The following is a 22,023-nucleotide window of genomic DNA, read 5'->3' on the forward strand; positions in this document are numbered from 1 at the left end:
ACCTCATAGGGTGAGTTTCAGGATAAGGCCAATGACGGCGCAAGCCGCAATGACCTCGATCACACCGCGTTTGAACTTAAACAGCGCGATGGCGGCGCCCAGCGCAATCAACGCCGAGCCCAGTTCGAAGCGTCCTGCCAAGCCCTCCGGCCACAGGACGTGATAGCCAAAGAACACCGCTAGATTGAGAATGACACCGACAACCGCCGCGGTGATCGCAGTGAGTGGCGCGGTGAACTTCAGGTCTTCCTTTGTCGCCTCGACCAGTGGGCCACCGGCCAGAATGAACAGGAACGACGGTAAGAAGGTGAACCAGGTGACGATCGTCGCAGCCACCGTGCCTGCCAGGAACAGCGTCTCCGGGCCCAATAGTGCTTTGGCGTACCCGCCGACGAATCCGACAAAAGCAACCACCATGATGAGCGGACCTGGGGTGGTCTCGCCCAGCGCCAGACCGTCGATCATCTGGATCGGTGTAAGCCACGCATAGGTGTCCACGGCACCTTGATAGATGTACGGCAGCACTGCGTAAGCGCCGCCGAAAGTAAGAAATGCAGCTTTCGTGAAGAACCAGCCCATCTGCGTATATGCACCATGCCAACCGTACACAGCGGTCAGTACACCCATGGGCACGCCCCACATCAATGCCGCTATTCCAGCAATGGCCGCCAACCGCGGCCAACGAAACTTGGCATGGCTGGGCGTGGGGGTGTCATCATCGATCAACGCGGGGCCGAAACCTGAGGCGCCTGAGCCATGCCGCGCGCCGGTTCGAAAGTACTCGGGCCATTTCTTGCCGCCTACGAAGCCGACCAATGCCGCCACTGCGACGATCAGCGGGAATGGCACATTCGCAGCGAAGATGGCCACGAAAGCCGCCGCCGCGATGCTCCAAAGAACGGGATTCTTCAGTGCGCGTGAGCCGATCCGGTGCGCCGCGTGCAGGACGATGGCCGTGACGGCTGGCTTGATCCCATAGAACAGTCCAGCGATGACGGGAACGTCGCCCCAAGCCACATATACCCATGACAATCCGATCAGAATGAATAGCGAGGGAAGCACAAAAAGGCCCCCTGCAACCACTCCCCCCCAGGTCCGGTGCAGCAGCCATCCGATATAGGTGGCCAACTGCTGGGCTTCTGGACCGGGCAGCAACATGCAGTAGTTCAGCGCGTGCAGAAACCGGCGCTCGCTGATCCAACGACGCCGCTCCACCAGTTCGGTGTGCATGATGGCGATTTGCCCAGCGGGCCCGCCAAAGCTGATGAAGCCTAATTTCAACCAGAACCAAAGCGCCTGACGAAAGCTCACGGGCTGTGGCGCTTCCATGGGAACCGAGCTTTCCAAAGGTGGCGTCCCTGCCTCTTGCAATCGGCTACTCATTTCCTGCCCCCTTTGCAAAGCTGGCCGCCAAGCCGTCAAAAATGCCACTGGCTAAGGCAAACAACTGGTCGTCATCAGTGATCGTCTCGCGCAAGCCAGCCAAGACCTGCTCCACGCCTGCAGCTTCCGCGGGTTGCACGCCACCAACGTCCAGGTAATGAATGATCGATCCCAACCGGTCCAGCGCCCGACTTTGCAAGCCAAACGCAGCCAAGAGCGTCTCGAACGTCACCTTGACGCCGACATGGGAAAAGGTCGCGCCATCGAAGTCGAAGCTCAGTGCGTCGTCCGGACAATCCGCTGGCGATTGAAGCCATAGAAAACGGGCGTCCGGGTCGATGAACCTCCGAATCAGCCAGGCGCTAGCCAACCGATCCACCCACGGGCGCGCCCGCGTGGCCCAGTGGCGGCCCCGGTATTCAGCGGCCGACAAGCGAGGAATCGCCCCGTTCGCCGCATGGGGCTCGTCGGGCGACAGCGCACGATTCGCCCCCTCTTCCAACTCTTTCAGCGCGGCATCCGCTTGCCGCTGGGCTTCGGCAGGGAAAAAGTCGATGGCCGCAATCTGAACGAACCGTTTGCGCAGCTTGCGGGTTTGCTTGAGCGTGTCCATGGCGCTGTCGGGCGTCAACAAGCTATGCACTTGCGCGGCCTCCTTCATCAGCTCGGCATAGTCCGCCGAGCGGTCGAAAAGCGCCTGATACTCGCTTTCCTCGTCAACATCCATCGTTGTTTGAAGCAGATGGGCCGTGCCCCCGTTGTCTCGCACTTCGCGCCCTATGGTGGCCAAGGTGTCGTCGCCGTCCTGCCTAGGCAGAAGGTAGACACCGTCGCGCAAAACAGCGGCGCCACATGCCTTCAAGGCGCGCCAGGCGCGCATGCGCGCCGTAGCGTTTTCGGTAGGCAAGGAGAGGACGAGAGTTAGCCAGTTCATGAGCGAAGCGTACATCCAAGAAGTTATAGACGCTACATAAATGTAGATATATCGACAAAATAATATTCGTGCGCCAATGCAACAGTTCCCTCGTACTAGTCATGGTTTTTGCCCGCATATCCCCCCTAGGGGGATACTATCGGTGCATGACGACATCGACTCCTCACCACCACCATGACGCCATCGCGAAGCGACTCAAGCGCGCCGAAGGCCACTTGCGGAGCATCTTGCAGATGATCGAAGAGCATCGTCCCTGCCTGGACCTTGCCCAGCAGTTGCACGCGGTCGAAAAGGCGATATCCCAGGCCAAGAAAGTTCTCATTCAAGACCACATTGACCATTGCCTGGAAGATGCGGTGGGCGAACTCAACGACGAACGTCGGCGCACCATCGACGAGTTCAAAGAAATCACGAAGTACCTCTAGCGGAAGCAACCATGCTGTCATTCTCCGACCTCCTCGCGCAGGGCGCCTCTCACGCGTGGCTGTTCATTCCAAGCGCCATACTTCTTGGCGCGTTGCACGGCCTTGAGCCCGGGCATTCCAAAACGATGATGGCGGCGTTCATCGTCGCAATACGAGGAACGGTTGGCCAAGCCGTGTTGCTTGGGGTCACAGCAACCATCTCGCACACCTTGATCGTGTGGGGAATCGGGCTTGGAGGGATGTACTTGTGGCAGGGTGTAGATGCCGAAGGCCTGGAACCCTACTTCCAGCTGGCATCAGGGTTGATCATCGTGCTGATTGCCGCCTGGATGTTCTGGCGCACTTGGCGCGAACAACACGCGAACGATCCCCACGACCACGATCATGGTCATTCGCACGAGGCGCATGCTCATGGCGAAGCGCATCGGGAAATCGACACGGGCCATGGCCGGGTAGTTTTAGAGGTCTTCGAAAACCGAGTCCCACCGCGCTGGCGTTTGCGGGCCCTCAATGGGCAAGCGTGGCGCGCCGCCGACGTCAACGTCTCCATAGAACGTCCGGATGGCTCGGTACAGAGTTTTGCTTTTGTCGATCATGGCGGATACCTGGAGTCCGTCGACCAGATTCCGGAACCCCATCAGTTCATGGCGCGGTTGACCTTGAGCCACGGACATCATGCGCACAGCTATGACGTTGCCTTTGTCGAAAACGATGCCCATCAGCACGACCACATTCACGAGGAGCTCCGTGGGTTGGACGTGACAGGAGAAGGCTTTCAAGACGCTCACCAATTGGCGCATGCGAACGACATCCGGCGTCGCTTTGCGGACAAGAACGTCACCAACTGGCAGATCGCGCTGTTCGGACTTACGGGCGGGCTCATTCCCTGCCCTGCCGCAATCACCGTGCTGTTGCTGTGCCTGCAACTCAAGGAATTCACGTTGGGCGCAGTTCTCGTGCTGTGTTTTTCCATCGGTTTGGCGATCACGCTGGTCACGGTCGGCGCCGTTGCGGCCTTGAGCGTACGGCATGCGACAAAACGGTACAGCTGGTTCTCCACAGTGGCGCGTCGTGCCCCGTATCTCTCCAGCATATTGATCATCGCCGTCGGCATCTATGTGGGGTTGAACGGTTGGATCGGCATGCGCGCCTTGCATGCGTAGGATTAACTGAATCAAGGAACAAGAATGCTAAGCATCCTTGCCAACAGAACGTATCGCCACTTGTTCACCGCGCAAGTGGTTGCGTTGGTAGGCACCGGCCTCGCCACGGTCGCTCTCGGTCTACTGGCCTACGATCTTGCGGGCGCCAGCGCTGGCGAGGTGCTGGGCACCGCACTGGCAATCAAGATGCTGGCCTACATCGGCGTCGCGCCTATCGCGGCTGCCTTCGCTGAGCGCCTGCCCAGACGAGCCATGTTGGTCGCCTTGGATCTTGTACGCGCCCTCGTCGCGCTGACGCTTCCCTTTGTCACGCAAACGTGGCAGATCTATATCCTCATATTTCTGCTCCAATCCGCGTCTGCGGCATTCACGCCGACTTTCCAAGCCACCATCCCGGACGTGTTGCCAAAAGAGGCAGACTACACACGGGCGCTTTCGCTTTCCCGGCTAGCGTATGACCTGGAGAGTGTCGCCAGCCCAATGTTGGCGGCACTTCTGCTGACTGTCGTGAGCTTTCACAGCCTGTTTTGGGGCACCATGGTGGGTTTCCTGGCCTCGGCCGCACTTGTGGTTTCGGTCGTGCTGCCCAAAGCGAAAACCCCTCCCCCCCGCGGCATATCCGAACGGACAACGCGCGGCTTGCGCATTTATCTGGCCACCCCGCGTCTTCGCGGCCTTCTGGCACTGAACGTGGCCGTCGCTGCCGCCAGCTCAATGGTAATCGTCAACACTGTGGTGCTCGTGCAAGGGCACTATGGACTCACGCAACACGCAACTGCGTGGGCGCTCGCGGCGTTTGGCGCCGGCTCCATGGTGGCGGCTTTAACGCTTCCAGGCATTCTGGAGCGCGTCCCCGACAGGCGTGCCATGTTGGCGGGTGCCGCCGTCCTGGCAGTTGGCTTATTGGGCGGCATGGCCGTGACGTCATATGGTGGGCTGTTGCCCTTGTGGGTAGCGTTGGGGCTAGGCTACTCACTCGCTCAGACGCCGTCGGGCCGATTGCTACGGCGTTCAGCCCATCAAGAGGATCGCCCTGCGCTTTTTGCAGCACAGTTCGCGTTGTCGCACGCCTGCTGGCTCGTCACATATCCGCTTGCGGGTTGGCTAAGTGCCAACGCCAGCGCTCACACAACATTCCTCATCATGGGCGGTGTTGCGTGCGCAGCCGTTGCCGTCGCGGCGGCGATCTGGCCATCGCACGATCCGGACCGGGTCAAACACCAGCATCCAGACCTCGATCCAGGTCACCCGCACCTTACGGTCGACGAACATGGAGCGACCGAAGATCATTCGCATGAATACATCGTGGACGATGATCACCGCCGGTGGCCTGACCGTCCCAAGTAGCGACAGCGACTTTGCCGACGATTTCGGTTTTCGTATCTTTTCTATACAAACATGATTAAATGTTAGTTGCCGTCCATAGGGGACTGCTCTAGAGAGGAGATCGATTATGAAGAAGCTCGCTTTGGCTGTTATCGCTATGCTGGTCTCGGTATCCGCGTTGGCACATAGCGGCGGCACCGATAAGAATGGTTGCCACCGAGACAACAAAAATGGCGGCTCGCACTGCCATTGAAGCTTGAAAGGCCCGGGGTCGGCGACCATGCTGCCCCCGGGAGAAGGCGGATAGGCTCCCGTTTCGGACCCAAACTCTTACGAAATTGTAAGTTGACCCCATCCCCCCCGCCAGGATAAGATCTGAGCCAGATCTAACCCGATTTTCGGCCTACAGCGTTAGACGAATCTCGGAGCACCGCTTCCCGTTCTATGCCCCTTCCCATCAAAAAGGCCGTTTCCTTACTGCTGTTTGCCGCAATGCTGGCGAGCACGGTACTGCTCGGCTGGGGAACAGGTTGGGTAACTCATAGCGACAGTCATGGAGAGACTCTTGTGCTGTCGGACGCCGAGCGTCATGCCGGCGAAGAGGCGGCGCCGGGCCAGCTTACCGACACGCAGCACCAGCTTCTACACGAAGCGTCTCACCATCCCTTTGGCCTTGTGCCGGCAGTTGCACAAACACTTCTTCTACCCCACCTAACGGCGCTCCCATCGCTCGCACGACCACAAGTGCCGAGCTTGGCCATTGCGCCGCCGCTGCGTCCTCCTCGCAGCGCACTCCCTCTCTGATTTTCATGCCCGCAAAGGGCTGATTGTTCAATTCGCTCGCGGCGACAAGAAGCCGCGTGAGCGTTGCTGCGCCTGTCTGGCGCCTTAGAGAGTCTCATGAAAAACCTATCGGCCACGGCGCGCCGCCGCGCTCGCTTGTGCCTTGTCGGCTGCCTGTTCGTGTATTCAGCCGCATTCGCGGCAGATCGACCGGCCGCCTTCGTTGTCGCGGACGACCAGATTGCCGCACTCGGGATCACGTTATTGCCGTTGTCCTCGGCTTCGCCGCAAGTTAAGACGGCTTATCCCGCTAAGGTCGTGCTGCCGTCCAATGCCGACCGGGTCATCAGTTCGCCAGTTTCAGGTCTTCTTACACAGATCCTCGCGCTACCCGGCCAAGCGGTAGACGAAGGAACGCCGCTCCTCACCGTCGCGAGCAGCGAATACGGCCAACTTCAGCTCGACATGATCCAGAACGGGGCCAAGGCCTCGCTCGCGCGCCAGAATTTCCAGCGTGAACGCAGCCTGTATGCCGAGGGCATCATTCCGCAACGACGGGTTCAGGAAGCTAATGCCGCCCTCCGTGAGGCAGAAGCGGCTCTGCTGCAGGCTCAGGCTGCGTTGCGCTTGACTGGCATGACAGTGTCCGAGATACAAAGTCTTGAGAAATCGGCCGCGCCCCAATCGACGCTTACGGTGCGCGCTGGCCACAAGGGCGTAGTCAACGCGATCACCGCGCGCCCGGGTCAACGGGTCGACACGACATCGCCCCTTGCGGAAATCTCCAGCGCCGAAATACTGTGGCTGCAGATTCAAGTGCCGGCGACGGAGCTCGTGTCGTGGACGGAAGGTTCCCAGGTGACCGTCCAAGGGCGTGAAGTAACGGCCCGCCTTATTAGCAGCGCAGCAATCGTAGACGCCGGGTCGCAGACCGTTATCGTGCGCGCCGAAGTCGAAAAATCGGCCACGCCCCTACGTCCTGGCGAGGTCCTGAGCGCAGAGCTTGCATCGAGCGAAGGACCGAAAGGATGGAGTATTCCACTTGCTGCCATCGCGCATGACGGAAAGAACGCATATGTCTTTGTTCGAAGCAAGGACGGTTTTGAAGCTCGCCCTGTCAAATTGCTGGCGAGCGCGGGGAACGTTACGCGAGTGTCCGGCGCCCTGAAGGATGGCGATCAGGTAGCGACAGCAGGGGTCGTGGCCTTGAAGGGCGCTTGGTTGAAGAATGGGGAGAAGGAGTGATGCTCCAACGCCTCGTTCAGTTCTCGCTCTCGCAGCGGCTCTTTATCCTGATCTTGGTCGCGATCCTCTCCGGAGCCGGTTGGTATGCGTACCGAGGGCTGCCTATCGACGCCTTTCCTGACGTATCGAGTACCCAGGTAAAGGTGATCATGAAAGCCGCGGGCATGACGCCAGAGGAGGTCGAAAACCGCATCGCAGTACCAATTGAAGTAGAGATGCTTGGCATACCAAACACCCGCATCCTGCGGTCGGTGACCAAGTACGGGTTGGTCGACGTGACGATCGATTTCGAGGACGGCACCGATATTTATTGGGCGCGACAGCAGGTCAGTGAGCGGCTTGGAGGGATTCTGGAGAATCTTCCGCCGGGCATCGAAGGCGGCATGGCCCCCATCACAACGCCCCTCGGTGAAATGTTCATGTTCACCGTGGAGGGCGACTCCCTATCGCTCGCCGAGCGACGGAGCTTATTGGATTGGGTCATCCGTCCTGCACTACGCTCAGTGCCTGGTGTAGCCGACATCAACGCACTGGGTGGCGTAGTACGCGCTTTCGAAATCGTGCCGGACGCCCTGCGCATGGCCGCTGCTGGTGTCACAAATGAGCAACTACGAGACGCCGTCTCCGCCAACAACCGCAACGACGGAGCCGGACGCCTGGGCGAAGGCGGCGAGGTGCTGCTGGTTCGCAGCGAAGGAAATGTTCGAGATTTAGACGACCTCCGTGCAATCGCCGTGCCTTCGGCAAACGGCAAATCCCTGCGTCTTGGAGATCTCGCCGAAGTCAAAGTTGGAACCGTCACACGATACGGCGTGGTCACCCAAGACGGAAAGGGCGAGGCCGTGCAGGGTCTGGTTTTAGGACTTGCCGGCGCCAATGCACAACGCGTAGTCGAAGGCGTCCAAGCAAAACTGGCAGAGCTTCAACCGACCCTGCCTGCTGGAGTGACGATCAAGCCATTCTATGACCGTGCATTGCTAGTCGATCGAGCGGTGGGAGCCGTCTCGAAAGCGTTGCTCGAAGCCACCGCGCTGGTGATCGTGCTGCTTGGCGCATTTCTTGGGAATCTGCGCGCCGCCCTTACCGTCGCCTTGGTATTGCCGCTGGCAGCATTAAGCACCTTCATCCTCATGCGTTTTTTCGGCATGTCCGCCAACTTAATGAGCTTGGGGGGCCTGGCGATCGCCATCGGCATGTTAGTAGATGCCGCAGTCGTGGTGGTTGAGAACATTGTCCAACGCATCGCCAGTGATCCCACTGCAGGAAAGGTCCCGCGACTCCATACGATTTATCGAGCGGTGAGAGAAGTTTCCGTTCCTGTGACCGCCGGCATTCTCATCATCATCACGGTGTTTCTCCCGTTGCTGACGCTACAAGGCCTTGAAGGAAAGTTCTTCGTACCTGTCGCGATCTCCATCGTATTTGCACTTGCAGGATCGCTGGTTCTGTCGCTCACCGTGATTCCCGTTCTGTCCTCCTACCTGTTGAAAGAGGTCAGCCATCACGAGCCTTGGCTGCCCCGCAAACTACTTGGCTTGTATGAGCCCACTCTTGAGTGGGTAATGAAGCGACAGAAACTCGTTGCCGGTTGCGCAATCGCAATGTTGCTCGGCGCCGCAGTCATCTACACCCAGGTCGGCAAGACTTTTATGCCGACGATGGACGAAGGCGAGCTCATTGTCGGCATTGAGAAACTGCCCTCGATCAGCCTTGAGGAAAGCGCCCAGCTGGATATGCGCATTCATCAAACACTGATGGCCTCGGTACCTGAAATTACGGGCATCGTGGCTCGTGCCGGGTCCGACGAGATTGGGCTCGATCCCATGGGGTTGAACCAGACCGACACGTACCTTCTTCTCAAGCCACGGGACGAGTGGCGTATGGGCAGCAAGGAAGCCCTCATGGACGAAATCCGCAAGGTCTTGGATCCCATGCCCGGCATCGAATACAGCTTCACGCAGCCGATCGAAATGCGCGTATCCGAAATGATCATCGGCGTTCGTGGAGATCTTGCCGTCAAGATCTATGGACCTGACTTGGATGAGCTCAATCGCTACGCTCAAGAAGTCGAGTCGGTACTGAAAACGGTTCCCGGGAACCAAGACGTTTACACGGTTCAAAACGACGGCGTGCAGTATCTGCAGGTGAAGGTAGATCGGGTGCAAGCCGGGCAGTTCGGACTCTCGGTCGAGGCGATTCAGGATGCACTTCGCGCTCAGATAGAAGGCCAACGTGCGGGCGAAGCAATCGAAGGCAACCGTCGAACTCCAATCGTCATCCGCGGTCCAGAGAGTACCCGAATGTCCCCCGCCGAGTTTGCGGCCATGCGCCTAACCACGCCAGATGGCAGAACGGTGCCTTTATCAACGCTCGCCAAGTTGGAACGCGAAGCCGGGCCGGTCAAGATCGATCGCGAGATGGGCAGCCGATATAGCGTCGTGATCGCCAACGTCGGCGGCCGCGACCTGGTCGGATTCGTTGAAGAGGCCAAGGCGCTGGTGGCCAGCAAAGTTCCGTTGCCGACCGGCTATCGGATTTCCTGGGGCGGGCAGTTTGAAAATCAGCAGCGCGCGGCGGCTCGACTCACGGTTGTTGTTCCCGTGGCCCTGGGCATGATCTTCACTCTGCTCTTCTCCACGTTCAGGTCCGTGCGGCAGTCATTGCTCATCTTGAGCAACATCCCGTTCGCTCTCGTAGGCGGCATCGTTGCGCTCTGGCTTACCGGCGAATACCTGTCGGTGCCAGCGTCTGTGGGTTTCATTGCGCTTCTTGGGATCACCGTACTCAACGGTGTCGTTCTCGTCAGCTACTTCAACCAGTTGAGGCTGGAAGGTCTTTCTTTGCGGGAAGTGGTAGTGCAGGGAGCCAAACGACGCCTGCGGCCAGTTCTGATGACGGCCTCGATCACCGCCTTCGGGCTCATTCCCCTGTTGTTTGCGACTGGCCCTGGATCTGAGATTCAGCGCCCTCTGGCCATCGTCGTCATCGGCGGTTTGATTACCGCCACAGCTCTCACCCTCTTGCTCCTTCCGATCCTCTACCTGCGCTTCGCGTTCAGCAAGCGAGGAGACGCCCATGTTTGAAACTTGCCTCACCATTCTCTGCACGCCTTCAGTCGAAGAAGGCATACAGGATCTTCTTCTCGTGATGGAGCCGTCGCCCGTATTCATCCGCCAAACTGCGGCCGCTCATGGAGTCGCTTTTGGCGCCCTGAGCCAGGCGGAACAGGTCTTGGGACGCGCGGCGGCCGTAGAGATCCGCGTGTTATGCGATCACCAGCAGGCAGACGAAATAGAAGAACGGCTTAGCGCCACGTTCGGAAAATCGGGATTGCTCATGTGGCGCACTGCGGTCGCTCAGTCCGGAGGGCAGAAATGATAAAGCCCTATATTTTTGCCGCTGTGCTCGTCGCAACGATGCCTGCGCAAGGGAAATCGCCAGCGCAACCCGGCGTCAAAATGCCGGATACGATGCAGGTCCGCGAGCTGCTTAACAAGGATCCGGCGGTAGCCGCGGCGATCGCGAACTTACGTGTTGCCCGCAGCGCGGCCGGCATTCTTGAGGATTCTCCCTATGAATGGACGCCTTCCGTTAGCGCGCAGCGCCGGAATGTGAACACCGGAGAGCACTACAACGAATGGAACATCGGTGTGGACAGAGGGATTCGTCTTCCCGGGAAAGCGAATGCGGATCGGGAGCTCGCCGGCGGCGTGCTCAGCGAGGCTCGAGCCAAGTACCGAGCACAAATACACAACTCCGCCACTGAGCTGATGAGGCTCTGGGTCGACTGGCTGCACGCCGAGGCGGCAAATCGCCTTGCCCAGACCAACTATGAGACCGTGCAAAAAAGTGTGCAGGCTGTCGAAAGACGTGTAAAGGCGGGCGACGCCTCGCGACTGGACCTGGGATTGGCGCAAGCCGAACTGGCAGATCAGAACCGACAACGTAGCCAGGCCGCCATGCTTGGCGATATTGCGTGGTCCCGCCTGTCCATGCGCTTCCCAGGCATTGAGCGCGAGCCGACTGAACTGCCTCTACCTGAAAAATTGCCGCAGGATGATGTCGAGCTTCGGACTCGAATCATCGACGCAAGCGAGGATCTTCAGATTGTCCAGACTCAATTGGCCCAATCACAAGCGGCTGCGGCCCGGGCGCGAGCCGAACGCGTTCCCGATCCAACCGTCGGTCTATATACCGCCTCCGAACGCGGCGGCGCCGAGCGTTATTGGGGAGTACGCGTCAGCATACCTATCCCCGGAGGCGCGCGGATCCAGCGCGCCGATCAAGCGGCGGCCAGCGCAGACGTTTCTTATCAAGGACTTGAACTCAAGCGACGCCAGCTAGACGTCGAAGCATCGAGCGACATCGCTGCGGCCCGCGGAACTTTGTTAACCGCCGAAGTCGCTCGGCAGAACGCGGAAATGCTATCGAAGAACGCCGCGTTGATGCAGCGCGCATACAGCCTCGGTGAGGTCGACCTGCAGAGCCTTCTGATCGCGAAACGTCAGGACACCGGAGCGAATGCCAGCGCATTGGCGGCCCAAGCCGAGGCATTGAAAGCGGCCTACAAGCTAAAGATAGACGCGCATCTGATCTGGGATCTCGACAAAGACTGACCCCCAAACGCTGTCGCTTCCAAGAGGAGCGCAGCAAAGGACTGAGTCCAGGAAAATCATGATGAAGATTCTCTACACAAATTTTCATGTCGGACCCAACGTCAGCGGTCACGCCATATACATCTCTCGCCTGGCGCAAAATCTGGTGGGGCGCCACTCTATCAGTGTGGCCGCGCCACCAGGGTGCGCACTTTTACGACTTGCGGCGGACATTCCGAATGTCAGCACTTACCCCATAGAGTTTTCATCTCGCATCTACCGGATGCCCGCTCCGGCAAGAAAGCTGCGCGCCCTGCTCGAACGCGAGAATTTCGATGTAGTACACGTCAACGGATCTGCTGATCACAAGCTGGTTATCTTGGCGTCTCTTTTCTTAAAGCAACGACCAAAGATTGTTTTTACGAAGCACAACGATCAGCCCATATCTGCGCTGAGCGCGCGTATCCGTACATGGTTAGGCACCGATCACGTGATTGCCGTATGCGATCACGTCCGCAGGAAGCTCGCAAAGACGGCATACGCGAACGCCGGCATATCCACGGTATTCAACGGCGTAGATACGAGAGCCTTTCGCCCATCTAGCGGGAAGGACAAATTCGGTATGAGAGCGCGCTACTTCGGCAAAGAGCTTGCTGGCCGCATCGTGCTGGGAAGTAACGCAGGGACGGGCGAGTACAAGAGCTGGATGGACATGATCCGCGCTGTTGCCCGCTTGCCTCTGGCAGTGCGGGAGCGCTTCCATGTAGCGGTCGCAGGGGGCCCGATATCCAGCACCGACCTTGCGGAAATACGAGGGTTCGGCATGGAAGGTCGATTTAGCTATGTGGGAATACTCGATGACGTTAGACCGTTCATTTCTGCGATCGATGTGGGCTTTGTTCTATCTCACCGGGTAGAGACTATCTCTTTCGCATGCCGTGAAATGATGGCCTGCGGAAAGCCCGTGATCGTCACTGAGTACGCTGGCCTACCCGAGAATATTACCCGCGGCATCGACGGCTGGGTGGTCCCCCCACGCTCCCCGGATTCAGTCGCAGCCTTGCTTACCGAGATCGCAGGGCAGACGTTCGACCTCTTTGACATGGGCGTCGCAGCGCGAAGAAAGGCGGAAGCCGAATTCGATCAGATTGACTTTATCCACGGTACCCAACGTGTCTATGTGGAACTGGTTTTCCCCACCCCAAGACGGCACGAATTGAGCGGCGCCAATGGATAGAGCTGAAGGTCGGCGTCCGCGTGCACGGTGTTTTTTTGATGCCGGTAAATGTCACTGCGCCTGGATTGATGTCTGGAGAAGACGCCGCTTCGAGGGCTTATCTCAACCGATCACACCGCCTACCCCTGCTCCGCCATTGAAATTGACCCATGGAGTTAGAACATGAAACGGATTCTCTTCGTCTCGGCGTACGCAGCTGTCCTGACGGCGTGCACGAGCGCCCCAACCGAAAGATCTGGGTTAAGCCGGATAGAGGTGCGGGCTGACGTAGCGATGTGGCAGCGATCGGGCATGGACCATTTCTACCGCGGCCGGGGGCCAATCGACGTCTTCAGCCCGGCGTATCGCCGTAGCTATGCGGAGTACCAGCGCCTGAAAAATGGCCCGGAGTATCAGGCTGAAGTGGAAAGACTACGGGCGGAAGCCGCCTCGAAAGTCCCAGACTAAGTCACGAAAGCGGCGACATGGGGATGTAGGCCTACAGATACTTTGTGATTTCCTTGAATTCGTCGATTGTACGCTGACTCTCCGCACTGACCGCCCCAATCGCACTTTCAAGACAGTGATCGATGTGATCCTGTATCAGTACTTTTTTTGCCTGAGAAATGGCCTTCTCCACAGCATGCAGCTGCTGGGCCAGCTCTAAACAGGACCTACCATCTTCCATCATCTGCAAAATGCTGCGCAGATGGCCGTCGGCTCGCTTTAACCGCTTGGAGACCGCATCGTGATGATGGTGTGGCTGTAGGGGGCTTGCTTTGCTCATGATGGAAGCATCATACACAGAAACATGCTGGAGCATTTGGTGCCAGCGCTCCCCCCCGCATAAGCTCGGCACGCCTGGACTCTCACTCTTTTACAGACCAGCTCCTTCGGGACAGCCAGCAGCGACGTCGCCTCGTGTCACATAGGTTCGCTTGGCTATTCGGTAAACGGACGCCGGGGGGAGATTACGAGCCACAAAGCTGACCAGACTGAAAGATAGTTCGAATTTGTCGAGAACCGATTGCGAGACGGGGCAACGAAATCCATAGGTGAACAAATACAAAGCCCCCTGAGGCACCATGACATCAAAGACCGTCCGAAGAACTCGCTCGTGCTCTAGACCGCTCATGTTCAGCAAGGGCAAGCCGCAGACCGTGGTCGAAACTTCTTTGAGCTCGGGATACTGGACCGGACATAAATCCTGAGCAAGCACTTGAAGTACGGTAGCGGCAGGGAACTGGACCTTCAGCCCTTGGCTCAAGGTAGCGTCCCGCTCTACCAAGATGAGCCCTGCCGGCGAGACACCTTTCCGCAGGATCTCTCGGGTGAACACGCCTGTGCCGCATCCAAGCTCCAGGATTCTCCCGGGCCCCGGCTGCACCGACGCTGTTATCGCAGCGGCAAGCGCAGCGCTTGAAGGCAGTACGGCGCCCATTGATAGAGGATTAGAGACCAATGCGGAGAGGAATTCCTTCGTTTCTGTCAACCAAGTAGCTAATGGGTTCCTAGACTGCACGGAGATTGGGCGCACCTGAGAGCGGCGAGAGTTCATGAACGGGATTTCCGATTGATTGTGGCCCCTGCCACAACCGGAGAACAAAATGGTGCGGCGCTTTCGGGCAGATATACGGCCACGGCCGGCCTAGGCGGGCAGAGGCGAATGGCGGCGAAGTGGCGGACGGGAAACGGCAAATTTCCCGCCCACCGGTAGACTGCCGGTTAAAGAACGCGTCGAATTTCCGCGTAGTCCCCATTGGTCTTTAGAGTGACGGTCACTGTGGCACCGTTCCGATTGCGCCAGAACCAGCCATGGTTTCCGTCGAAAGCAGCTTCCAGTACACCGTCATCAGCGTCCACGCCCCGCCCCTTTTCGTAGCTGATGGACTTTCCTTTGGTGTCTCCGTGCGTATCGAAGTTGACCGATCCGCCTTTCGATGCCCAGCTGAATTTGGCCTGTGCGCCTTCCTTCATGACGAGCTTGATTTCCGCACCCTGTCCCGGCGCGAGCTGGAAAGACACTTCGTCAGATCGTCCCGCCACTTTTTTGGAGGCAGCGGCTCCTGATGATGCGGTTACAGCCGGCGGCGTAGTCGGTACGGGCTGCGTGTTCACCGCCACCGTTGGGGCAGGCTTCACAGGGGCTGCTGGCGCGTCTGAAGCCCCCGGGGCAGCAAGACCCGCTGCCGTTGCATTCGGGACGGCACCACGAGAGAGCAGGGTCTCTATGCGTTCGAGCCGATTCAAAACAGCCTTTTGATCGGCTCCGCCGGAAGCGCTTGCGCCATCGCTGGCCCCGTCAGCGGCGGCTTCCGCAGCCAACTGAGTCTTGATCTGGCCCATTTCTGTCAGACCCAACAGGCGGCCGATGCGAGTGGGATCTATACCGTATTCGGACGGAAGCACGATAGTGACCAACAGGAATGCGGCGCTCACGGCAGCAATAAACGTGGACCGTTTTAGTTGGGCGGACGTTGGCAGTTCTTCGCGCGTAGGCTTATCGGTGTTGTACATGTCAGGGAATCCTTGAATTTCAGGCCACAAACAGGCCGGTAAGTTGGTAGCCAATCAGGACGAATCCAGCACACATCATCACGACGTTGGCCGAGTACGCGTGGCGGAAGAAGCTGTCGGTCCGACGCCAGTAGCCCATGACGATGAGAATCGCGGACAGGGCGAGCAATTGGCCGATTTCGACACCGACGTTGAACGCAAGCAGGTTTGGCACCAGCCCGTCTGGCGAGATGTTGTATTCGATGATCTTTGACGACAGCCCGAAGCCATGGAAGAAGCCAAATATCAATGTGGCTGCCTTCGTATTGGGCTGGAAGCCCAACCATCGTTGAAAGGCTCCCATGTTGTCGAGCGACTTGTACACGACGGATAGCCCAATGATCGCGTCAATGATGTAGCTGTTGATGCCCACGTTGAAGTACACGCCCAACAACATCGTCGTGGAGTGTCCAAGGGCAAACAGACTGACGTAAAGGCCAATGTGCTTGAGCCGATACAGGAAGAAGATGACGCCAAGCAGGAAGAGGATATGGTCATAGCCCGTGACCATGTGCTTGGCACCCAGGTAGATGAACGACAACAGGTGAACGCCTGAAATCTCCTGGATGTACCCCTTATCTCCTTCTGCCACGGCGTGGCCAAACGCGGCTCCGCTCAGAAGGGAAAGGGCGAAAAAAAGCAGTAGGGATGAGACGAGCAGGTGGCCGCGAGTTGCGCGCGCAAGCGTCTGCCCGTATCGATGAGCGATAGCGGTCATGCGAGTATCCATTAGTCGATGAAATTGGCCGCTGATGCGGCACGATTACAGGGCGACTACGGGTCTCGGTGGACGGTCTAGCAAGAATGGCGTGTGCGAAAGCGGCAGGCCAACCCGGCGGGTCTGCCATGATCGCTGGCGATAGGTTAGCGGCGCTGATGAAGAAGCAACCAAACCCGTTGCGTCGTGCGAATGATCGGCCTGGTTGTGGCCGTGCGAGTGCTTTGCATCCGGGTTTCCCGCTTGTGAAGCGGTCAATGTCGGGTCGTAATGTTCGTGCACGTGACCATGCAGCCCGCCTTCGACGCCCCAGCCCGGCTGGCCAGCAACCGCAGCGAATAGTTGATCCGGTGCGCTGGTGGTCGGGAGTACGAACACAATCATCGCGATGAACGCGATGACGTGTCGGATAAGGCGTAGATGAAACGGCAAAAGTGTCAATGACGCGATGGTCGAGCTGTAGTGGTCCGGACTAGGCGCGCCCGCACGGGGCGTTGCACCAACCGCCGAATTATATCCTCCCCCGTAGGATTTGCGGAACTGCATTAGATGTCTGTTCCGCGATGCGAAAGGGATCACGTATGCCAACTTAAACATGTTATATCATTGCAAAAATCTGTGCCTGTCACCTAGCTATGACCACAGAACCGGCAAACATTTGATGGCCGCATCTGCCTTGATTCCCTTGACCTGAAACTTAGGTTATAGCGGCAAGCCTGTCGTCGACCACGTCAGTGGCCACAGCTGCGACTTACCCGCTTTTAGCTTTGCTTATGCGGAACGACGCGCACTAGTACCTACGGGGGCCTGTTTAGACGTTATGTATCTTATGGCTGCTTGGTGGGGGCCGGTGGGTATGTGGGAGAAGCGCGGGAAGCCGGTTGGGCATACCCTGTGGTCAAGCACGTGGTCAGGCAGAGCCTGTCCACCGTTTGTCCATCAGCGGTTGTCCACGGGCCGAGCACAGCGAGGCGGGCGGTCGCGAAGCGATCATCCACATATCCACGGGTTCGGATAAACGTGTTTTGAATTGGATGTTTAGCGGCTAAACCGAACCGGTTGGCGCTGCCCCTCTGACGTGGAGCGCACCCGACCCGTCATGTCCACGTGCTAGCATTTCTGCCGAGACGCATGTCCCAGACAGCGTGCGTCTTTTTTGCGCTGAATGGCCCTGACCTCGCGGTCAGGGCCACCTTATTGGTCAGCACGGATGTTCACCTATCAAGGTGCCGGTGGATGGATACGCTGAAATAGACCGTAGAAATTTAGCGGCTAAACAGGTGCCCGCTCAGCAACCCAGGTCGCGATCACGCTGATGTTGTATAGAGTAGGCCTGCTCGGCCTGTAGATCCGTGCGCTCGACCAAGCCAACGCCACCATGCGGATAGCGTATCCCGACCATCTGCCCCGGGACGGCGAGATCCACGTTGAGCAGCGCGCGACGGCTGTGCAGGACCATCTCTCCAGCCTGGCCCTTTTGCTCTTGAACCAGGTACCGCTCGGTCAATCCGATAACCACGCCTTCATAACTCTGCCCAGGAGTAGCCTGGACGACGTGTGCGCGATCGCCTGCCACCGCCCTCGCCAGATCCAGAGCGTATTCCCGGTCAATTTCTCGGAGACTGGCGCGAATCAAGTGCGCCATGCGATGCGAGTCTCCTTGATAGGCTTCGATCGACGCCTTCGTCATCTCGCCCCGATCAACGCCCTGCCAGTCAATGCCGTAGCCGGCATCCCTTGCAAGCTGACCGATGAACTCCCGAATACTTCTGCCATTGCCTTCGCGGAAGGGATGCAGCACGTTCAACTCGCCCAAGTAATGGCCAGCACGCTCACTGAACGAATCGGGCCCAAGGCCTTTCAGCAGCCCGTCTCGAGCAAGTGGCCGCGAGATCTGCGGCGCATAGCTCGCGATCTGTTCGTGACTGGCGAAGCGCGTTGTGCCCTACGAAAGTCGACTGTGCGGATCTTGCCCGCCCAGTCATAGACGTCGCCGAACAGCCGCTGATGGATCTGTTGAAGGTGCGCCAAGTCAAACAGCCCCCGTATGGGGTCCGCAGCAAGCTCATAAGAGCGCACGGCGGCGAAGGTTGCCTCCACCTTGTCCAGTTCGGCCTGGTCAGTGATTTCAAGACGATTACGCAGAACCCCGGAACAGGGTCTACGTATGGATCTTGCGCGTTGATAGGGTATTTGGCCATGAACTGGCCTATTCGGTCATTGAAGCTAACGAGCGGGCGACGAACGAAATTCGCCAGCGGCGATGCGGGCATGCAGCGTACGGAGGACGTCCGACACGCTCAATTCACCAGCCGCTGCACGTTCAAGATCGGCAACAGTGCGTGAGTCGGGTTCCAAGCCTTCCAGCCGCTGGTTCGCCACCGCATTGGCTACAGCGCGGCGCCGTTCTATCACGTCATTAGAAGTCAGCATTGGGGTATCTCCAGAGGCGTTTCATTTTACTGCAACAAGCCCTCCTTCAGGGCCTAGCGTACCGAGTGGCCCCAACTGAACGACGTAAACCCGGCCGTGTCATTCTGGCTTTCGCCGCGACATAAAGCATGCACTGATGATGATGAGGAAAGCGATAGCGAAGAACGAGAGAATGTCGACGAACACCCTCGTGTCTGGGGCCAGGCTTTCCATAAACATGTATTCGAGGTAGAAGAACCCGATCGCAGCCGCGATAGCCATTAGCAGCATGCAGATCACAGTCACCCTAAACACCCACAGGTTGCCCAGGCATTGACGGGGCCTCGGACGCAAATGGCTATCGCACACGTCATATCTCCAAAGTCACAAGGTTGTTTCCAGGATGGCGGTCTGAGCTATGCCGCTTCAGATTCTGAACTGTTCGCGCGACGCTCCTGCGAGCTCCGCAGCAGTCAGCCAGCGCGGCGCTCGCCCACGTCCGGTCCAGGTATAACCAGATTCAGGATGACGGTATTTCGGCGCGACCGGGCGATGGGATTCGGTTCGCTCAACAGCCTTTTTGCGCTTGGGCCGAGCGGACTTCGTTGCGCCATATGCGGCCTGGATATCCGAGGGAGAAATCTGGAACTCGTGCATTTGCGCGACGATCTTTTGTACGGCCGACGCCCGACCGTTGGCGCGCAGGGTTTCGGCACGTCGCTGTAGAGCTTGAATTTGAGCGTTGAGCTTGGCGAGCGATTTGTTCGATTGCATTGTGGTTTCCTCGGTCTTTTGCTGGCGAATAGCCCGTTGGCTAGTCCGTTTTGTGTATTGGAGATCAGGAGTTGTTGATGACCATGCCGACAAAGATTGGCACCGCTGACGCAAAGAAAGTTACGTTAGCTATGGTGTCCCAGCCCGTCCATCGCGCAATGATGGAAGTCGCCATAAGTACACATCCGACAATCAACGCCACCTTTCCCGGACCCTTTTCAATCATCACTGCCTCCTCATTTTCAGGTTCATTTTGAGTTTGCTACGTTTAGCCGCTAAACATCCAGGGGCCATGTCATTCGTTAACGAGCTGTGGCCTCCAGATCTTTACTAGTTCTTTGAACGCCTCGTGAACGGGGGTGGTGAGCGTGTCCGGATAGGATCGGCTGCGCCGGACGAGGGCGATCACTGACGACATGTCGTCGTAGATTTCTTTGTCCACGCTCCACAGATCAGCTAAATCGAAGCCGCCGCAGCTCGTCGCGTTCCACCAGGCAAGCAGAAAGTCCGCGACACGCTTGCTCTGGCCGGTGTCCCGTAGAGCAATTTCGATGAGACGATTCAAGGCGTCCATGCCAGCCCGGCGCAACGCCGGGTTGGCTGCGTCTCGTTGCTCTTGATCTAGGACGTCCCTGCGACGTTGAAATTCGTCTTTCACCTCGTCTGGGAGTTCACGCTTAAAGCGGGTACTGGTCGTGTCTGCATCAGAATTGAGCGTCGCGCCCTGCTCTGCCTTCTGGCCCGCTTGCCGATCATCGACGGGATCCTCGGATTGCGTAGGGCCCTTGGGCTCGACCGATTGTTCCTTCGGCTTGTTGCCTTGCCGAATAGCTTTTACGGCCGCGCGGGTGGGCTTCTGTTCCGGCGCATTGAGGAGATCTTCAACCGCTTGCGGGTCTTCCCGATATGCAATCACGAGTTCTTTGGCAACGGTGACGTCGGTGATCTGCCCATTCGCAACCGCCTCCGCAACCAGCTCTGGAAGGTTGAGCATTGCGACGTGCATGCTGACCCATGCCTTGGACTTCCCCATCTTGAGCGCGATATCCGACTGGGTCATGCCTTCCGCAAGCTTCCCACCGATGAAGTCCGCCATTTCACGCCCGGTCAGGCCCTCGTGATGAAGGTTCTCCGTCACCTGGTCGAAGTCGTCGAAATCAGGATCTTCGTGTGCGGGAATCTGGTCGAGACCGACCTCGCGCGTACCCAGATAGCGGCGGTGTCCATGATTAATTATGAAGTCGCCCGGGATGGTCGGGTGAGGGCGCAATGAAATGGGGCACAGCACCCCTCTTTTCCCTGCCGCGACTCTTTCCCGAATAGTCGAGGCCATCTCCGCGATACTCTCCTTCGTGAGCCCCGGATTGCCGGCGCGACGAACGTTCCGCGCATCGAGATGGATGCGGGCGACGTCGTACATCTTGAAGCCGCCCTCCTGCTTCGGGTCGTCCAGCATCGATGCCAAGTCACCCAGCCCTTTCAGATCCATCATGCCTTTACTCCCATCTTGGTGCGGATGTACTGGCCCAGGGCGCGCATTTCGGCGCCAGCCGCACGCGCGGTGGTCTTCTTGGATTTCCAGACGGGTTCGCCAATAGACTGTGCTTCAGCGACACTCGTGCGTAGACCGATGGTGACGGGCGCAAGCAGCTTCTCGTGGGCGGCACGGACTTCTGCCAAATGTCGGACCTGGCGCGGATTCCGCCGATCCACCATGCTAGGAAGTAGCCCAAGAAATTGCAGCTTAGGATTGCGCTGCCGAGCATTGAGTATCACGCGCATCATCTTCTTGATCCCTTCGATGCTGTACTCCTCCATCTCCACAGGGGATATGACCGCATCGGCAGCGTGAAGCGCTGCTGCCAAGGCGATACTTACGCCCGGCGCTGTATCAATCACGCAGAGGTCATAACCCTTTTCAGCGAAGGCCGACAGATTTACCCGGAAATTTGTCAGCGCGGTCTCGAGCGGCATGTAGATCAAGTTCGCCAGCAGCTGATCTGCGGCGATCAAGGAGATGCTCGATTCGGGCGTGGCCACTGCCGGCACGCTGTCGAGAAATAGTGCGCTTGCAGGTATTGCCAACCTGAATCGAGCCAGGGTCTTCGAAAGGTCGCCGCTATCCAAGTCGATGACCAAGACCTTAGCCCCCGCTTCGGCTGCTTCAAATGAGGTGTTGACGGCGGTCGTGGTCTTGCCGACACCGCCCTTTCCTTGTGCGACTGCGAGGGTCTTCATGAGGGTTTTCCTAAGCCGTTTATGCAGCTATTGCTGCTTTTCAGTGCGCGCCCTGACTCGATGTGGGGCAAAATGCGCTCGCGCGCAGCGTTGTATTGATGCTTATCGGCGACGCGTCGGATGGTCCGTATCCACCTCGATTGGTTTGGTGGGAGGCGCGTCGGAAGCGAACACGTCGGGGCGTATCAATTCCAAGAACATTCTTCGCGCATCGGGTATTCCGGACTGGCGCCATTTGCTTACGGAAGGTGAACG

General features: G+C 58.3%; 20 protein-coding genes and 1 pseudogene. 10 read left to right on the top strand and 11 right to left on the bottom strand.

Annotated elements, in window-relative coordinates; genetic code table 11:
- Window positions 1–3 precede the first annotated feature (3 nt).
- Entirely contained in the window at window positions 4–1,329 is a 1,326-nt protein-coding gene (chrA, locus tag IPU70_RS27115) for a chromate efflux transporter (protein ID WP_238924855.1), read from the bottom strand.
- Between the two features lie 46 nt (window positions 1,330–1,375).
- Window positions 1,376–2,317: a chromate resistance protein ChrB domain-containing protein gene (locus IPU70_RS27120; protein ID WP_207472369.1), complete on the bottom strand. Its 942-nt coding sequence runs from the start codon at window positions 2,315–2,317 to the stop codon at window positions 1,376–1,378.
- A 146-nt stretch (window positions 2,318–2,463) separates the two neighbouring features.
- Between IPU70_RS27120 and IPU70_RS27125 the strand changes: the two genes are divergently transcribed.
- From IPU70_RS27125 to IPU70_RS27165, 9 genes are all read left to right on the top strand, one after another.
- Window positions 2,464–2,742, top strand: coding sequence for a metal-sensing transcriptional repressor (locus IPU70_RS27125; protein ID WP_207472370.1), 279 nt, complete (start codon window positions 2,464–2,466; stop codon window positions 2,740–2,742).
- An 11-nt stretch (window positions 2,743–2,753) separates the two neighbouring features.
- Complete coding sequence (locus tag IPU70_RS27130) at window positions 2,754–3,905, top strand: nickel/cobalt efflux transporter (RefSeq protein ID WP_207472371.1); 1,152 nt, start codon at window positions 2,754–2,756, stop codon at window positions 3,903–3,905.
- A gap of 24 nt (window positions 3,906–3,929) precedes the next feature.
- The gene (locus IPU70_RS27135) at window positions 3,930–5,252 is read left to right on the top strand and encodes an MFS transporter (RefSeq protein WP_207472372.1); all 1,323 of its coding nucleotides are present in this window, start codon (window positions 3,930–3,932) and stop codon (window positions 5,250–5,252) included.
- Between the two features lie 106 nt (window positions 5,253–5,358).
- Entirely contained in the window at window positions 5,359–5,484 is a 126-nt protein-coding gene (locus IPU70_RS27140) for a YHYH domain-containing protein (protein ID WP_127185740.1), read from the top strand.
- A gap of 647 nt (window positions 5,485–6,131) precedes the next feature.
- On the top strand, window positions 6,132–7,259 hold the full coding sequence (locus tag IPU70_RS27145; RefSeq protein ID WP_207472373.1) for an efflux RND transporter periplasmic adaptor subunit: 1,128 nt from the start codon (window positions 6,132–6,134) through the stop codon (window positions 7,257–7,259).
- A complete protein-coding gene (locus tag IPU70_RS27150) occupies window positions 7,259–10,342 on the top strand; it encodes an efflux RND transporter permease subunit (protein WP_207472374.1) in 3,084 nt (1,027 codons plus the stop codon). The genes IPU70_RS27145 and IPU70_RS27150 overlap by 1 nt, the downstream gene beginning before the upstream one ends.
- Window positions 10,335–10,637, top strand: a complete 303-nt coding sequence (locus IPU70_RS27155) for a DUF3240 family protein (protein WP_076469030.1) — start codon at window positions 10,335–10,337, stop codon at window positions 10,635–10,637. Before IPU70_RS27150 ends, IPU70_RS27155 begins: the two co-directional genes overlap by 8 nt.
- Entirely contained in the window at window positions 10,634–11,875 is a 1,242-nt protein-coding gene (locus IPU70_RS27160) for a TolC family protein (protein WP_207472375.1), read from the top strand. Before IPU70_RS27155 ends, IPU70_RS27160 begins: the two co-directional genes overlap by 4 nt.
- Before the next feature lie 58 nt (window positions 11,876–11,933).
- Entirely contained in the window at window positions 11,934–13,091 is a 1,158-nt protein-coding gene (locus tag IPU70_RS27165; RefSeq protein WP_238924854.1) for a glycosyltransferase, read from the top strand.
- Window positions 13,092–13,569: 478 nt separating this feature from the next.
- On the opposite strand, the gene IPU70_RS27170 is transcribed toward IPU70_RS27165, so the two are convergent.
- The 7 genes and pseudogenes from IPU70_RS27170 to IPU70_RS27200 all read right to left on the bottom strand — a co-directional run bounded on the left by IPU70_RS27170 (window position 13,570) and on the right by IPU70_RS27200 (window position 19,530).
- On the bottom strand, window positions 13,570–13,857 hold the full coding sequence (locus IPU70_RS27170) for a metal-sensing transcriptional repressor (RefSeq protein WP_207472376.1): 288 nt from the start codon (window positions 13,855–13,857) through the stop codon (window positions 13,570–13,572).
- A gap of 938 nt (window positions 13,858–14,795) precedes the next feature.
- A complete protein-coding gene (locus tag IPU70_RS27175) occupies window positions 14,796–15,587 on the bottom strand; it encodes a transmembrane anchor protein (protein ID WP_207472377.1) in 792 nt (263 codons plus the stop codon).
- A 19-nt stretch (window positions 15,588–15,606) separates the two neighbouring features.
- Complete coding sequence (locus IPU70_RS27180) at window positions 15,607–16,344, bottom strand: HupE/UreJ family protein (protein WP_207472378.1); 738 nt, start codon at window positions 16,342–16,344, stop codon at window positions 15,607–15,609.
- Window positions 16,345–16,389: 45 nt separating this feature from the next.
- The gene (locus tag IPU70_RS27185) at window positions 16,390–16,890 is read right to left on the bottom strand and encodes a hypothetical protein (protein WP_207472379.1); all 501 of its coding nucleotides are present in this window, start codon (window positions 16,888–16,890) and stop codon (window positions 16,390–16,392) included.
- 742 nt (window positions 16,891–17,632) lie between these two features.
- A pseudogene (locus IPU70_RS27190) lies at window positions 17,633–18,268 on the bottom strand (Fic/DOC family protein); the annotation flags it as partial.
- A gap of 302 nt (window positions 18,269–18,570) precedes the next feature.
- Window positions 18,571–18,777, bottom strand: coding sequence for an antitoxin VbhA family protein (locus IPU70_RS27195; protein ID WP_207472380.1), 207 nt, complete (start codon window positions 18,775–18,777; stop codon window positions 18,571–18,573).
- A gap of 405 nt (window positions 18,778–19,182) precedes the next feature.
- The gene (locus IPU70_RS27200) at window positions 19,183–19,530 is read right to left on the bottom strand and encodes an H-NS family nucleoid-associated regulatory protein (protein WP_207472381.1); all 348 of its coding nucleotides are present in this window, start codon (window positions 19,528–19,530) and stop codon (window positions 19,183–19,185) included.
- A 77-nt stretch (window positions 19,531–19,607) separates the two neighbouring features.
- Here IPU70_RS27200 and IPU70_RS27205 point away from each other — a divergent pair, with 77 nt between their 5' ends.
- Window positions 19,608–19,787 (top strand): hypothetical protein, encoded by a 180-nt coding sequence (locus IPU70_RS27205; RefSeq protein ID WP_207472382.1) that lies wholly within the window; start codon window positions 19,608–19,610, stop codon window positions 19,785–19,787.
- Between the two features lie 38 nt (window positions 19,788–19,825).
- Here IPU70_RS27205 and IPU70_RS33115 read toward each other — a convergent pair whose 3' ends face one another.
- Together IPU70_RS33115 and IPU70_RS27215 are read right to left on the bottom strand one after the other, a co-directional pair.
- Window positions 19,826–21,022: a ParB/RepB/Spo0J family partition protein gene (locus IPU70_RS33115; RefSeq protein ID WP_207472383.1), complete on the bottom strand. Its 1,197-nt coding sequence runs from the start codon at window positions 21,020–21,022 to the stop codon at window positions 19,826–19,828.
- On the bottom strand, window positions 21,019–21,768 hold the full coding sequence (locus tag IPU70_RS27215; protein WP_207472384.1) for a ParA family protein: 750 nt from the start codon (window positions 21,766–21,768) through the stop codon (window positions 21,019–21,021). The genes IPU70_RS33115 and IPU70_RS27215 overlap by 4 nt, the downstream gene beginning before the upstream one ends.
- Between the last annotated feature and the right edge of the window lie 255 nt (window positions 21,769–22,023).

Source organism: Achromobacter sp. SD115, from assembly GCF_017355315.1.
Classification (GTDB): Bacteria; Pseudomonadota; Gammaproteobacteria; order Burkholderiales; family Burkholderiaceae_B; genus Achromobacter; species Achromobacter xylosoxidans_B.